The sequence below is a fragment of the Algibacillus agarilyticus genome, assembly GCF_003286125.1.
Classification (GTDB): domain Bacteria; phylum Pseudomonadota; class Gammaproteobacteria; order Enterobacterales; family Alteromonadaceae; genus Algibacillus; species Algibacillus agarilyticus.
Genome location: NZ_QMED01000004.1, coordinates 80784 through 95776, shown reverse-complemented (window position 1 = coordinate 95776; position 14993 = coordinate 80784). Strand labels below are relative to the sequence as shown.

At 36.0% G+C, this 14993-nt stretch carries 10 protein-coding genes; 9 read left to right on the top strand and 1 reads right to left on the bottom strand.

The genetic code is table 11. The features are described 5' to 3' along the window. The first annotated feature begins 265 nt into the window (after positions 1–265). From DPX34_RS05035 to DPX34_RS05025, 3 genes are all read left to right on the top strand, one after another. A complete protein-coding gene (locus tag DPX34_RS05035; protein ID WP_111977320.1) occupies positions 266–2017 on the top strand; it encodes a TonB family protein in 1752 nt (583 codons plus the stop codon). Between the two features lie 128 nt (positions 2018–2145). Next, positions 2146–2895 (top strand): DIM/SIM/IMP family subclass B1 metallo-beta-lactamase, encoded by a 750-nt coding sequence (blaDIM, locus tag DPX34_RS05030; RefSeq protein WP_157964623.1) that lies wholly within the window; start codon positions 2146–2148, stop codon positions 2893–2895. 51 nt (positions 2896–2946) lie between these two features. Continuing rightward, entirely contained in the window at positions 2947–3168 is a 222-nt protein-coding gene (locus DPX34_RS05025) for a hypothetical protein (protein WP_232824659.1), read from the top strand. A 117-nt stretch (positions 3169–3285) separates the two neighbouring features. Here DPX34_RS05025 and DPX34_RS05020 read toward each other — a convergent pair whose 3' ends face one another. Beyond that, a complete protein-coding gene (locus tag DPX34_RS05020; protein WP_111977318.1) occupies positions 3286–4197 on the bottom strand; it encodes a LysR family transcriptional regulator in 912 nt (303 codons plus the stop codon). A 141-nt stretch (positions 4198–4338) separates the two neighbouring features. Between DPX34_RS05020 and DPX34_RS05015 the strand changes: the two genes are divergently transcribed. The 6 genes from DPX34_RS05015 (at position 4339) to dptH (ending at position 14993) form a co-directional block, all read left to right on the top strand. Then, positions 4339–4800, top strand: a complete 462-nt coding sequence (locus DPX34_RS05015; RefSeq protein ID WP_198673630.1) for a DoxX family protein — start codon at positions 4339–4341, stop codon at positions 4798–4800. Positions 4801–4880: 80 nt separating this feature from the next. Continuing rightward, positions 4881–5828, top strand: a complete 948-nt coding sequence (locus DPX34_RS05010) for a glutathione S-transferase family protein (protein ID WP_111977317.1) — start codon at positions 4881–4883, stop codon at positions 5826–5828. 11 nt (positions 5829–5839) lie between these two features. Beyond that, the gene (locus DPX34_RS05005; protein WP_232824658.1) at positions 5840–6643 is read left to right on the top strand and encodes a DODA-type extradiol aromatic ring-opening family dioxygenase; all 804 of its coding nucleotides are present in this window, start codon (positions 5840–5842) and stop codon (positions 6641–6643) included. Positions 6644–7062: 419 nt separating this feature from the next. Beyond that, positions 7063–8667, top strand: a complete 1605-nt coding sequence (gene dptF, locus DPX34_RS05000) for a DNA phosphorothioation-dependent restriction protein DptF (protein ID WP_111977316.1) — start codon at positions 7063–7065, stop codon at positions 8665–8667. Between the two features lies 1 nt (position 8668). Then, a complete protein-coding gene (gene dptG / locus DPX34_RS04995; protein ID WP_111977315.1) occupies positions 8669–9979 on the top strand; it encodes a DNA phosphorothioation-dependent restriction protein DptG in 1311 nt (436 codons plus the stop codon). Beyond that, the gene (gene dptH, locus DPX34_RS04990) at positions 9960–14993 is read left to right on the top strand and encodes a DNA phosphorothioation-dependent restriction protein DptH (protein ID WP_232824657.1); all 5034 of its coding nucleotides are present in this window, start codon (positions 9960–9962) and stop codon (positions 14991–14993) included. Before dptG ends, dptH begins: the two co-directional genes overlap by 20 nt.

The window sequence follows — 14993 nt, the reverse complement described above, 5'->3', positions numbered from 1 at the left end:
CAACTCCTTAAATAACCCCTTATTGCTAAGTCGTTAATATTTCTGCTTTATTAATTGTTAAATGGGTTGCTTTTCTAACTTTGTTACAACAAAATGACTATATAACAGTTTTTTTCTGTGAATCTGTTCAAAGATTTCATAAAATCCTTTTTTCTTACATATTTTATGAAAAAAAGTCGTCAGGTTGATAGACAACTGAGTAAACAAGTGATTATTATGTTTACAGCTTATTAACATTTCTTAACTCAAAAAATGCCGTAGTTATATGAAGAATAAAATTAAAAAAATTTCAATCAAGGCCATTTCTATTTGCTCAATGCTGTGTATACCTTTCATAGCGGATGCTAGTATAGAATCTGCCAAAAAGGCATTCGAAGAGCGCAACTATAAAGCATCGTATGCTGAATTTATGAAATACGCACAAATTGGTAATCCACAAGCTCAATATTATATTGGTCTTATGTATTACCAAGGCAAAGGTGTTGTTTCAGATATATACGAAGCGAACGCATGGTTCACCCTATCTAGAAAAGGGGGCTACCGAAACGCTGTTGATATGATGCAACGCCTCAGACGAGAGCTGCCATCTAAACGTGAAGCCAAAGTGATCGGTCAAGAAATCGAATCACTGTATGGCGAAGAAGCGTTATCAGTTTCATTATTTCCACAATTCACATCTGACAACTCACTTGATAAACAACTCACACCACTTGAAATTAAAAACCCGCAAGTTGAAGATGCCAGTGGTTGGGCGCTTGTTTCGGTTACGATTGATGAAAACGGCGTTGTTAGCAACCCTAAAATATTTAACTCATACCCAGAAGGGGTATTTGATGATGAAGTTTTAAATGCCGCAAGTCAGTGGAAATTTAAATCGCAGCAACGCGGCGAGCACATGGTGCAAGTTGATGATTACATCATCAAATTTGAATTTAAAACCACAAACATTCGTTCACATCAAAGTTATCTACGTAGTTTAAATAAATTTACAGAATCACTAAGTGCGCGAGCTTCAACCGGAGATGCTGAGTCGCAATACTTGTTAGCGCGTTTATATGGTCAAGGCATATTAAGACCTAAGATGAGCGATAAAATTCGCACATCAGCGGCTTGGTTGCTTGAAGCGGCCAAATCGGGCCACCCACGTGCGCGTTATGATTTAGCCAATCGCTTGTTAGATGGCCGAGGCGTACAAATGGACCCGGTTAAAGCGTATGTTTGGTTAGAAATGAGTGCGCAAGATAAATACCCTCCCGCACAATATGTTTATGCCAAAGAAGTATTAGCAGGTAACCCGACAAAACGCGAATATACCGAAGCCGTGCGCATGCTTGAAGATGCCGCAATTGAAGGCAACGCAAATGCGAACCAAGAGCTCGGTGTTTTATATGCAACCAGTATTTACGATGATTTCTTTTACCCCTTTAAATCAAGCTTAATCGGAAAAGATGGTCTTTATACTGATGAATCGCACCCGGATTATTTAATGATTATGGGGGCTGCCTATTCAGCGCAAGGTTCAAGCTCTAAATCGTCTGAATTCTTGTCACAGGCTTATTCAACCGCATTAAGCCGTGGTTGGCCAACCAGCCGAATTATGAGTTTAGCGCAGCAACTGAGTGTTGATTTAAGTGCCGATTCAAGCAAACCTGAACCGGTTATTGTTGAAGAAGCGAAAAAAGTTATTGCTAATAATCAACAAGTCGCAAAGTTACAAGCACCTAAGAAAAAGAAACTCGTGCCAATTGATCGCATCGGCCCGGTTTATCCTGAAAACGCAGAAGTTGAAGGCGTTGAAGGTTGGGTGAAACTGTCTTATTCGGTAAACCGTAATGGCTTAGTTGAAGACATTGAGGTTTTATCTTCGCAACCCGACGAGATATTTGATATTGCAGCAATAGACGCTCTTAAACAATGGCGCTATGAGCCGATAATTGAAAACGGGACAACCGTTAAAAGAACCGGTTTTAAAGTTAAACTGGCCTTTACATTAGCAGAACGAACCGCGGGTAACTAAATGATTACACGGTTAATAAACCTTAGAAAGCCAATCAGATGATTGGCTTTTTTGTTGCGAGTAACCCAAAAAGGATGAACGCAGGCAGCCTTAAAAAGTTAATAACAGAAACACCAATAGTACCCAACATGCTTTTCGTTTTGTTGTTTATTATATTGTTTAGTCCGCATATTAACGCTAAAACAGATAAACAAAATAACCCCGCTGAGCAGCTACAAACAAAAGCGATCGAGATCAAAAAACTGTCAGCCGGACTTTATCTTCATAAATCATATAAGCGGGTAGAGCCCTATGGTTTAGTCAGTTCTAATGGGCTTGTTGTTATTGAAAAACAAAAAGCCTTTATTATAGATACCCCCTGGACGTTGAGCGATACCAAAAAATTAGTCTCGTGGATAACAAACCAACAGTATGAATTAGTTGGCAGCCTTTCTACACATTCACATGAAGATCGAACCGCAGGCATTGAATATTTAAACGGAATATCAATACCCACCTATGCGCATAAATTAACAAACGATTTATTAAAACAAAATACCAACCCCATCGCCCAAAACGAATTTAATAGCCCACACTTAAAATTACTTAATAATACCGTTGATGCTTTTTATCCGGGAGCCGGGCATACACTTGATAATATTGTTGTTTGGTTACCTAAACATAATGTTTTATATGGCGGTTGCCTTGTTCGAAGCATACAGAGTAAAAATTTAGGGTATACCGGCGAAGCGATGATTAGCCGCTGGGCCGCATCAATAGATAATATTTTAAACGAATTTACATCAATACAAACCGTTATTCCGGGGCATGGTGCGATTGGCGATAAAAACCTACTAACACACACTAAAAAATTAGCTAAACACGTAAATAACGATTAAAATTTTTAAAGTAAAAGTTTAAAATTAATAGAATAGATTAAGGATAAAATAATGTTGATGAATGATGATATAAAAGGACTCTGTTTGTTTGTTGGTTTACTCGGCTTAACCTACGTTGCGTGCCTATTATTATTGACCTTGCTAACCGGTGCAAAAATAGTAAAGGGGTTTATGTTTATGCTCGCTTTTTCATGTGGGTTGATTAGCTTAGGTTTAACCCCACAAGTTAAAACACGAATGGCCAACATAGTTAATTCATATATCCGCCGTTAAATAACAATAAATAACGATGTATTTAAGCTAGCCACAAAACAAACCACTCTGTGTTTTTTTGCCGTTATTTATGTCTTTATTTATGTCTTTATTTATGCCTTTGTTTTGTGTGAAATATTAAAAATTATCCCAATACGGAAACGCTCCATAATAATCACTTATAAAATCAACAAAGACTCTTAACTTAGGTGCTAACAACTTACGGTGCGGATAAACAACATATAACCCCATTGTGTCAGGTTCAAATGCGTCTAATAAGGTAACCAATTTACCTTGTTTTAAGGCTTCACCCACAATAAATGTCGGTTGCAGTGTGTATCCTTCTCCGGCTATTGCTGCGTTCATGAGTATTTCGCCATTATTAGCACACAAACCCGACGGGTTATTGCTATGCATATTGGGCTTTAACGCTTGCATAAGCGGCAAATGAGGCTGATTATATTCTATATAGCTGTATCGCAAAAAGTGGAGCGGATTTAATTCTTGTGGATGTGTTGGGGTTCCATTCAACGCCAAATAGTCTGGTGAAGCACAAAGTACGAGCCTAACCGTGGCCACTTTTTTAGCGATTAATGAAGAATCTTTAAGATGACCTATTCTTAGTGCGACATCCAAACCCTCATCAACAATATCGATTTTACGATCACTTAATTGCAAATCGATGCCGACGTCAGGATACGCTTTTTTAAAATCACGTAGCAAAGGGGGTAAATGCAATGTGGAAAAAGAAACGGGTGCACTGATATGTAAAACACCGTTAACCGATTGCTGCAGCTGACCAAAATGACTTTCCATCGCGGTAATACTTTCTAATATTTGTTTAGCGTGTAAAAAACATTGTTCGCCTTCATCGGTTAAATGAACACGGCGCGTTGTACGGTTAAAAAGTCGAGTACCTAAATATTCTTCAAAATGCGAAACATACTTACTGATCAGCTGGCTCGACATATTTAATTTGTTAGCCGCTTTAGTAAAACTGCCTTCTTCAGCCACCGTAACAAAAGCCTTCATATTATCAATTCTGTCCATGACTCATCCCTAATATTACAAATGTATTGTTGTTAATTATTCAACAACTATAGCATTTATCAACATTAGGGTTGCTAGTAATATGAAATGGATTGCTGCATTAACAGTATTCAAACTTTATAAATAACATAGAGGCAAGACATGATTAACAAACACACAATACAAAAAACGTTAAAATCAGACGCAGGAGTTGGCGGATTACTATTACGCATTCCAATAGGTATTATATTAATGGCGCATGGCGGTCAAAAATTATTCAGTTGGTTTGGCGGTTATGGTTTAGAAGGCACAGGGCAATGGATGACGAGCATTGGTTTAGCACCCGGCTTTATGATGGCATTACTGGCAGGTAGTGCAGAATTTTTTGGCGGACTAGCACTCGTACTCGGTGTTGTTACCCGACCGGCGGCGGCAATAAGTGCATTTACGATGCTGGTGGCCATATTGGCTGTTCATATAAATCACGGGTTATTTTTATCAAATAATGGTTATGAATTTGCTTTAGCGCTTTTTGCTGCAACGTTAGCCTTAACTTTTCAAGGGGCGGGCAGTTACTCAATTGATAACAGGTTAGCCAAATCAATAACACCTCAACAAGCTTAAGCTTTAAGTAACCTTTATAACCCAAGTAACTATTTATAACCACAAGCTGCTTGGGCATAACCTGACAGGAAAGCATCATTATGTTAGTTAATGGTAAATGGCAAGACAATTGGCAACCCGTACAAAAACAAGATGAACAAGGCCGTTTTATAAGGCAAACCTCTTCATTTCGTAACTGGATAACACGAGATGGCTCTGCCGGTATAACGGGCCAAGGCGGTTTTAAAGCAGAGCGTGATCGATATCATTTATACGTAGCATATATATGCCCTTGGGCTAGCCGAACGCTAATGGCCAGAGCCATAAAAGGCTTAAACGATATAATTACTATATCAGTGGTTAACCCTAAATTAAGTGATCAAGGTTGGCAATTTTCCAACACGGGGCTAAACATTGATCAACTTAATAACCATGAATACATGCATCAGCTTTATACCCAGGTAAAGCCTGATTTTACCGGACGAGCGACTGTTCCGGTATTGTGGGATAAAAAAACACACACCATAGTGAATAATGAATCTGCCGATATTATTCGCATGTTTAATACCGCCTTTGTTGATCTTATTGACCAAGGCCCCGATTTATATCCAAACACACACGCGCAAGAAATTGATCAACTTAATCATAAAATATACAACCAGCTTAATAACGGTGTATATCAAGCAGGTTTTGCAACCACACAACTCGCCTATCAAGAGGCATACCTAAATCTGTTTTCAATGCTCGATGCTCTCGAAAACAGACTCGCCGATAATCGACCCTACCTGTTAGGCAACAACCTAACCGAAACCGATATTCGGTTATTTGTGACCTTAATTAGGTTTGATGTAGCTTACTACAGCTTGTTTAAATGTAACCGAAACATGATTAAAGACATGAAAAACCTAAAAGCCTACGTGCATCGAATTAAGCAAATAAAGGGTATAGAAGAAACTATCAATATCGAACATATTAAAGCTGGCTATTACTCGATTAAAGCGCTAAACCCTAACGGGATTGTGCCGGTTGGTCCTGAAAATTTAAAATGAGAAGAGGCAACATGAAAACAAATCAGCACATTATGTTTATTTCTCATGGGGGAGGGCCGATGCCATTATTAGGCGAACCTGACTATCAAGAAATGGTATCGACGCTTAAAACACTCGCGCATAAAGTAGGCAAGCCCAGTGCAATACTCGTGATTAGTGCACATTGGGAAGCGCTATTACCTACTGTTACATGCAAGCCTCAGCCCGATCTCATTTATGATTATGGTGGTTTCTCAAAAGAAGCTTACCAAATTAAGTATCAAAGTTTAGGCGAATTAAAATTAGCTAAAGCGGTTTATAACGCAATGTTACATCAAGGTTTTAAAGCAAGTAAAGACCAACAACGTGGGTTCGATCATGGGGTATTTGTACCGCTTAAAATTATGTATCCTGATGCAGATATACCCTGCGTACAGTTATCATTAATGCAAAACCTAGACCCTGAGCAGCATATAAACATGGGGCAATGTTTACGCGATGTAGCTTGGGATAACTTGCTCATAATCGGCTCCGGTTTTTCGTTTCATAACCTGCCTGCATTTTTTACACCGTCAGGCGAAGCAACAACTAAAAACCAAGCGTTTGAACACTGGCTTACAGAAACAATAACCGCCAGCCAAATGCCTGAACAAAACCGAAAGCAACAGCTGATTAATTGGCAAAATGCCCCCTACGCAAGATATTGTCACCCACGAGAAGAGCACCTTTTACCCTTACACGTATGTTATGGCGCAGCAGGCAAACCCAGTGACGAACATTATCAACTCAAAATAATGAACAAGCTTTGTTCAATGTTTTTGTGGCAGGTAAAATAACGTTAATTAATTTTTAGTCACAAGCCTTGTTCATAATTAATTTATTGTAAACATAAGCTAAATTATATTTATCCTTTGTTTGGTGAAAACTATAAAATATTATTTAGTTGTAATTAATGGCTTATCGAATGTTTCACGCATCTCCATAATAATTAAACGATTTAATAAATGAAATACCAAACTTTACCGGTATTTAAGTTGCTAACCCTAATATAATTAGGTTATAAATATAGTAACTCAAGGATAAGGAAAAAGAGTATTTAAGTGCGCCTTCGTCATATATTAAGTGTTTTATCAAAACAATCCCCCTATGCTGTTTCAACTGAGCGCGATTATTTGATATCGATAGTATTAAACCCTTTCATAATTTTCCTTTCTATTGATTTTCGGTTATTAAAAATTTACATGAGAGATACAAAATGCAAAAGCCTTTAACTTTTCATAAAGCGCTTTCTGTGCTTTCTAAATCATCACCTTATGCTGTATCAACTGAACGTAATCATTCAAATCAAGATCTATTAGATCAAGTGAAAGCTTATCTTTATATTCAAATGCCCATTGAAACGGCGGTCTACAACAAAATCGCATCATTTAGATCTAATGATAAAAAAGTATTGTTTTTATGTGGTAGCAGTGGAGATGGTAAATCTGAGCTGTTAACCAAAGCAAAAGCTATATATGGACAAAAAGTTAAGTTTCATTTAGATGCCACTCACAGTTTTGATCCTAAAGATAATGCAATTCAAACTTTAGATAACCTTTTTAATGAATTTGAAAGTCAATCAATACCACTAGTTGTGGGTATTAATACGGGGATGTTGGGCAATTACGTTGAAGAAGGAACCAATGAGTATTTTAAAACGGTTATTCAAAATTATTTAGAAAACGTAAACAACAAACAATTAGACACTTTCATTAATTTTGAAGATTATCCGAAATTTTACATTGATGACGTTGGTTATACGTCTGAATTTGTTCAAATGTTTTTAGATAGATTAACCGCTGTCGAAGATAATTTGATTAGACAAATTTATGATAAAGATAAATTAAATAACTTGAATGAAGCAAGCAAAAAACTCCATGCTAATTATGAGTTATTATGTTTACCGCTAGTTCAAAAATGCATCATTGAGCTATTATTCAAAGCCCGTTTAATGCGTGATCAATTTTTAACAGCTCGTGCATTGCTCGATTTTATTTTTATGCTGCTTACTGGACCTGGTTATCTTTTCGATAACCTTTTTTCAGGTGGTGATAATGAGTTAGCGAATAAAATAATTGATTTCGACCCTGCGCATTTAAGAACAAAAAAAATAGATCGTTTTATATTAGCAAATGATCTACATTTGCCTGATCAAGAATTTAATGAATTTAAAGAGTTTTTAAAAAATTTAGGAGTAGAGACATTAGGGAGTAGCTTATCTTACTTGCGTTTATTTTACATTCTTAAAGGGGGGCACTTCTTTAATGATTATCATGTTAAATTCGAAAAAGACTTCAATGAATCCCTGATAGAGCAATACATTAAAGTTTACCAGTTGCACAGAGACTTCGACGGTAGTTTAGAGCAGAAGAAAGACATCAAAAACTTTTATAACAATACGTTTCGCACTGCTATACGAAAATACAATAATCGCAACGCGCCTAATTTAGATAAAAGTCAATATTTAATATCTGAGCCAAACGGTTACCAATTAGTTACTGAATTAGAAATAAAGGCCGATTTAAGGCGTATTTCTAACTTCATACCCAAGTCATCTGCAAATTTTATGGCTTTTATTAAAGTGCAAGAACACTCATTAGAAATACCAGTTAACATTAATTTATTAAGATTAATGAAAAGAATTGCGGATGGTTACCGACCTAATAAACATGATAAAAACTCCGTTGTACTCTTAGATGAATTAATAGATGAAATTGCACAAGTGGCAAATCAAGTTTCAACGTTACATATTATTAAGGGAAATAAACACTTCACTATCAAAAATATTGATGACGAAGAGTTTGAAGTGAGTGGGCTATAAAATGATTAAAGAAACTTTAACACCACCAAACAATAATGCATTTAGTACATTTTTACCTCTAAGGACAAAAGATAAACATTATAAATTTTGTTGGGATACAGTCTTGGGCTATTTTGTACATATTTTGTATGGGAAGTCATTAGTTAACGGTGATATAACTAATTTTAAAGAGTCATGTGAAAAGCGCTTTTCAACAAAGTTAGATGAACCAGAATTTTGGACCGTGCTGGAAAAAATGTATTTTGATAATGACCAACTTTTTAAAATATCCCCTGAACTTCTAATTTTTAAAGTAATTAAAGAAGAGGTAGATACCAATAGTAAAAAATTGGGTGATATGTTTGTTGGTCTATTAGCGGGTTTAACACTTGATAGCTCTTCAGTTAATGATTTAAATTTTTTAGAAAAAGAAATAAAAGCTGAGTTTGATAATTTGTATGTTACTGGAAAGTCAAATACAACGCTCAAAACTGAGCCAGCTTATTTGCCATTTTTAAGTGAATTGTTTAAACAAGATTTACAATTTTTAAATAAAAGACCTCACTACTTACTCAACAATTTTAATTCTGTTATTCGCTTATATGGATTTTTGTATATCTCCCAAATGGCGTTGAATATAAAAAGTTGGGCGAATGGAGCCCCGTCAAGCAAACCCTGCTTTTTTATTATTGATAATGAAAAAGCAAGCGACGAACGTACACAAGTGAAAAGCTTTGGTTATAGCCAGCTTCATGAATACCTAGAGTATCTGTTCCCTTATTTATTTATGAATGAGGCTATACAAGTTAAAGGTGACGTTAAGCCCCTTTGGCAGGTTTTTGAATTTATTGGCGAAAACGACGTGATTAAGCTAAATCAGTTTGGTCATGATTTTGTAGAAGATCGAATGCAACGCAAATGGTACAACAACGACCAAAACTGGTTAGATTCAAGCGAGAAAAAAGAAATATTACAGCAATTACTTAGCTTATCTCATGCTCAGTTTGATAATAAAAAAGGGCGCTTAACTGAATATAACGACACCGTAGTCAAGGGAACGTTAGGTAATATTTTAGATCCATTTATTCAACGACGAGGCCGCGCAGGTCAAGTACTTACGTTTAACCACGATTACATCGTTCTACTAACAAACCTTGCTATCGGCGAGCGAGATAAGTTACGTTTTCACGAAATTATTAAAGAATTTGAAGCAAGAGGTGTGTTTTTTGATAAACAAAGCCAGCAATCGTTAATCGATTTTTATGAGCGAATGGGGAACGTAGAACGAATGAGTGATAGCGGAGATGCAGTATATGTTAGAAAAACAGTTTGAAGAATTTTTAGTTAGCCACTTTAATGTTTGGGCCGCTGAAGAATTAAAAGTTGGTTTTCGTTATCAGTTCACAAGTCCTGACAGTGATAAGGGTTTTGCACTTTATCAAGCCTTTATGAAAATTGCAGACAATAGCGTAACTGTAAAAGGTATTGAGTTAAAAACAGTGCAGTACGGTGATGTTGAATTAATTCCTGTATATGAAGGCATAAACTTTACAGAAAACTACATAGCGCATTTACGTGATGTTGTTTCAGCTATGGAAGGTGAAACAAGAGGCACTGCCTTGTTAATCATCCATAATTCTATGCTCGATACGTTAAAAAACTCTACAGAAGATGTTGCTCAGCCTGGTGTTGTTTGGGATCCAAAAAATATCAAGCTACTTCTACATAAAGAAATAGATCAAAGGGATGAAAAAGCAAAAGTTTCTGAGTGTTTACTTGATTATCACTTCGATGAAATAGTAGAGGACGAGGCCACTATGTTTGGCTTTGAAAAACTCTACAATGCAATTGCAGATGGTGACTTACAGTTTCATGAGCTTGGCTTACTAAAAGATTATCAACTTTCACAAGCGGGCTGGGAAGGTGAGCAAATCAGTTTACGTTTAAAAGAAAATAAAGAGCTAAGTGAGAAACTTGATTTTATTACTCATCATTTTCCTAACGAACTGCAAGATAAGCTAGCAGCTTTAGATTTTAGTGAAAAGTTTATAAAAGAGCACTTCCCTGAGGGGAATGTAGAAAAATACAAAGCAAGCCTCGATATCGGTGAGTGTTTCACAGAACAACAAAAAAATAGAAGTAATTTGTTAGAGCTTGAAAGTGAAAAAGCACCCGATATTGAATTACTTAGCAAAGCTAAAACAGAAAAAGGGGCAGGGCTTAGAGAGCGTCACCTAATATTACAATTAGAGCCCGAACATCATACATTTGAATTGGAATTATGTTTTTTAAATCAAAAGTTAAAAGATAGCTTTTGTAAAATACTGCACAATCAAAATCAATCTGATGTAAAAATTACCATCAAGAATCCCGGCGGCGTAAGAAGTCGTGCTGTTTTAACCGGTAGTTTTGATGGTAAAGCCCGTTATTTTACTTTTCGCGTCAAAACAGACAAACCAAAAGAGACCCATACCTTTAAAGTTTTAGTTATAGATAAAAATGACTTTTATATGGATGGTTTTAAAAATACCTATTTAGTTGACCCTGCTAAGCAATGGTTAACATTACAAACCGATGATCAAAACTTACAGATTGGTGATTCAACTATCACTAGCATCTTAAATACTAACGAACAAGTATTTGATGCTAGCGAAACTGGTGTTATTGATTTTAGCAAGCTAGCTAGTGAATCTGATGAAGTATTTTTTACCGTACAAGGATTAAATAGCCAGTTAACTTTTAATGTAGAAGGTGCCGTTGCTACTGATTCACTTTCTTTGCCATTAATTTTAAATCAAGGTCGTTTTAATCATTTATTTAACGACAATTACTACGGGCAATATAACCGCAGTAAAAATAAAGTACTCATTGATGGAAAAGAAGTCGCGCCTAAAGGCAAGCGTTTAAGCTTGCTTCAATATGAGGTAGAACTTCAAGATGCACAATTACTCGCTAAATTTAAAACAGTAAAAGATATACATTTAAATAGTATAGAAACTTACTTTCCCGATTTATTTTTTGCTTACCGTAGTTTATTTGATTATTTAGAATTTCATAAAACATTATTAAGTATTTCTGGTTGGGGTCCAAAGCTTAGAAACTTAGTTGAGCAAGTCGTTTCAACTTATCAAACTGAAGTTGATAACATTCCTCATCACGCTCCCCTATTAGAAGAACACAAACTACTAGTGAACATTGGCTTTGCCGATTTTGATGAACAAACATACATCAGCCCTTACCATCCATTGGTTCTAGCGTATAATTTAAACCTAGCAAACACCTTAAGTGAAGATAAAAACGCTTCAGGTAGCTTTAAGCTGCTACCACTAGTAACTATTCAGCGTTTAACCGCTCAAGGGTTATTACCTTTTATATATAATCCAGATTGCGATTTCTCATACAACCACGCTGAAAAAGATAATGTATTCTGGTCTAAGCTAATCCCACAACAAGAAAGCTGTTACGACTATGTACGTAAGTTAGTTAAAGATAAAGTCAGTAAATTTTCAACGGCATTTAAACATTTGTTTGTATCAGGGAGTAAAACCACTTTAATTATCAACTCTGTAAATAATCAGCAAAATAAGGAATTATTTTTAGGGTTAATTGATTTTATAAAGCTAAAAAAAGATAAAGTAACAAATATCCACGTAAATTTATACGATGAAGCAGAGTGCTATAACTGGTTTGATAAATTTTCAGATACAGCAAGTTACGATGACTTAAAAGAGCTATGCGAACTTAATAAAGGTGCAGCAAGAGAACAAGCAGATAGCATCATTGATTTATTAAGAACACGCTTAACATATAGTAAACATGAGCATGAAAGAGGCAATAAAGCACAAGTTTATGCACACATGTCATTTTTTAAAAATAACGAACGTGTTAAAGCAGTTGATGTTGATATATTAAACCAAGAAACCGGGGTTGTATGTCATGGTTTAATGCCAGGTGAAACTGCAACAAACAAAAACGGACGTTATTATACTTCTTTCGGTTTACAAGGTATTGATATAGAAAGCTCTCCGCAATTAAGACTAATAGCAAAATACAGTGGTTTAGTGAAACCGGCTAAAAATGCCTACGAAGAACATAGTCCAAATAAAACAAATGCTTTAGTTGTAACAGAAAACTTTAAAGCCTTGTTAGAACGTTCTTATGAAAATTCAATTTGGACAACGATAATAGATCCAAAAGTAACGCTAGAGTTTTTTGAAAGCCAAAAAGATATGGTGCTAATTCATTACTCTGATAATTACACCAACTCTGTGAATTACGATGCGATAACCGTTACTCGACAAACAGATTTATATCATAAAGTACTAGAAAACGATGATGGCGGCATAATTTCAGAATTTAACGCATTCAATGGTGAGTGGTTATTAAATTTAGTAACCGCTAATGAAAATGAACGTAAAGAAAAGCGTGGAATTATTGGCGCCTATAAATATGTAAACTGTCTTGTTACTAATTCTGATATAACTTGGGTTCCTATCTCTATTGCTGAAATAATTAGGGTTGCAGGGAATCTAGGTTTAAGCATGAGTGACAGTGATTTATCACGTCATTCTCAAGGCTTCAAAAAAGGTGCGATCTCAGACGATATATTGTTTGTTGGCTTTAAAGAGCAACAAATGATTTTGCTCCCTGTAGAAGTAAAAACAGGTAAACGGCAAACTCATAGCAAAGGTGTGGAACAAGCCAAAGAATTAAAACGTTATTTTGAATCATTGTTGAGCCAACAAACCTTAGCAGGAAATTTATACCGTGGTCTATTTATGCGCCAAGTACTAATGCAAATAGATAAATACAAACTTTATAAAGTGAATGAAGACGATTACTTTAATAGCATTGAAAATAATAGTGCTGAGTGGCTGCAAGGTGATTATGAATTAGCTGAGCTTGTTAATTATCCAGAGGGTATTCTATTCGTAAATGTTGAAGATAGTGATTTTACAAAAGCTTCATTTTTACAAGTACAAAATATTCTTAAAATTGAATTACCAGCTGGTAATTTAGGCCATTGGGTTAAAACACCAATGCAAACACTTGTTAACGATTTAACGCCTGCTAAGTTACACCACATAGATGAAAAATATATTTTAAAAAGTGAAAGCTCGATCAAATCACTACATCAACCAAGTGAAGACCTACAAATAATACCTGATGTAAACACACCGGTTAGCTATAACAATGTAGATGAAACAAACAAACAACTGATAGAATCAATGCCGGAGTTTGCAGAAGACACTCAACCGGTTAGTAATTCTGTTCGTAAAAAAATGCCCATCGAAGCATTACAAGCTATATATCAGCAAATAATTGATTGTTATTACAGTCATAACATTGCAGTAACAAAACCTAATGACGAAGAGGCTTTTGTCGAAGGCCCTGCCTCAATATTATTTAGAATTGAGTTAAACCCTGGTACTGATCCTAAGCGTGTATTTGAACGTTCTCAAGCGCTTAAACTTGCGTTGAAACTAGGGCAAGAGCAAGAAGTAGGTTTTGGTATTGATAAGGGTTGTGTGACGATTGATGTGCCGAAAAGCCAAGAACAACGATACTTTGTTGACCAAAATGATATTTGGCCTCATTGGCAACGCCCTGAAAACGCACTTGAAGTACCATTAGGGGAAGACCGATTTGGTGATGTTATTAAACTTAATTTTTCATCATCAAACTGCCCGCATTTATTAATTGGTGGTACAACAGGTAGTGGTAAGTCAGAAGCGCTGAACACCATTTTATACGGTATGGTAGAGCACTATAGCGATGCTGAATTAAAGCTAATGCTTATCGATCCTAAAGGCACAGAGCTTAATGATTTTGAAAGTTATCCACATTTAATTGGGCGTATCGGATTTGATGATGAAGATGCACTACAACTACTTACTCAAGCGGTTGAAGAAATGCAGTCTCGTTATGCGAAATTCAAGGCAGTAGGTGTGCGTTCATTACCAGATTACAACGCAAAAGTAAGCAAAGAAGATCGAATTCCATGGTGGGTGCTCGTGCTTGATGAATACGCTGATTTAACATCAGATAAAGATATGAAAAAGGATATTGAAGCAGAGCTTAAGCGCTTAGCGCAAAAAGCCCGTGCTGCCGGTATCCATTTAATTATTGCCACACAAAAACCAAGTGGCGATGTAATTAGCACAAACTTACGTTCTAACCTTCCTGCACAACTTGCACTACGAGTAAAAAATGGCACTGAAAGTCGAGTAATACTTGATGAGCAAGGTGCTGAAGTGCTCAATGGTAAAGGGGATGCTTATCTTAAGTCGGAAGGTAAGTTGGTTAGAATTCAGTGTGCTCGAATTAATATTAAGAAAGAGGGTTAA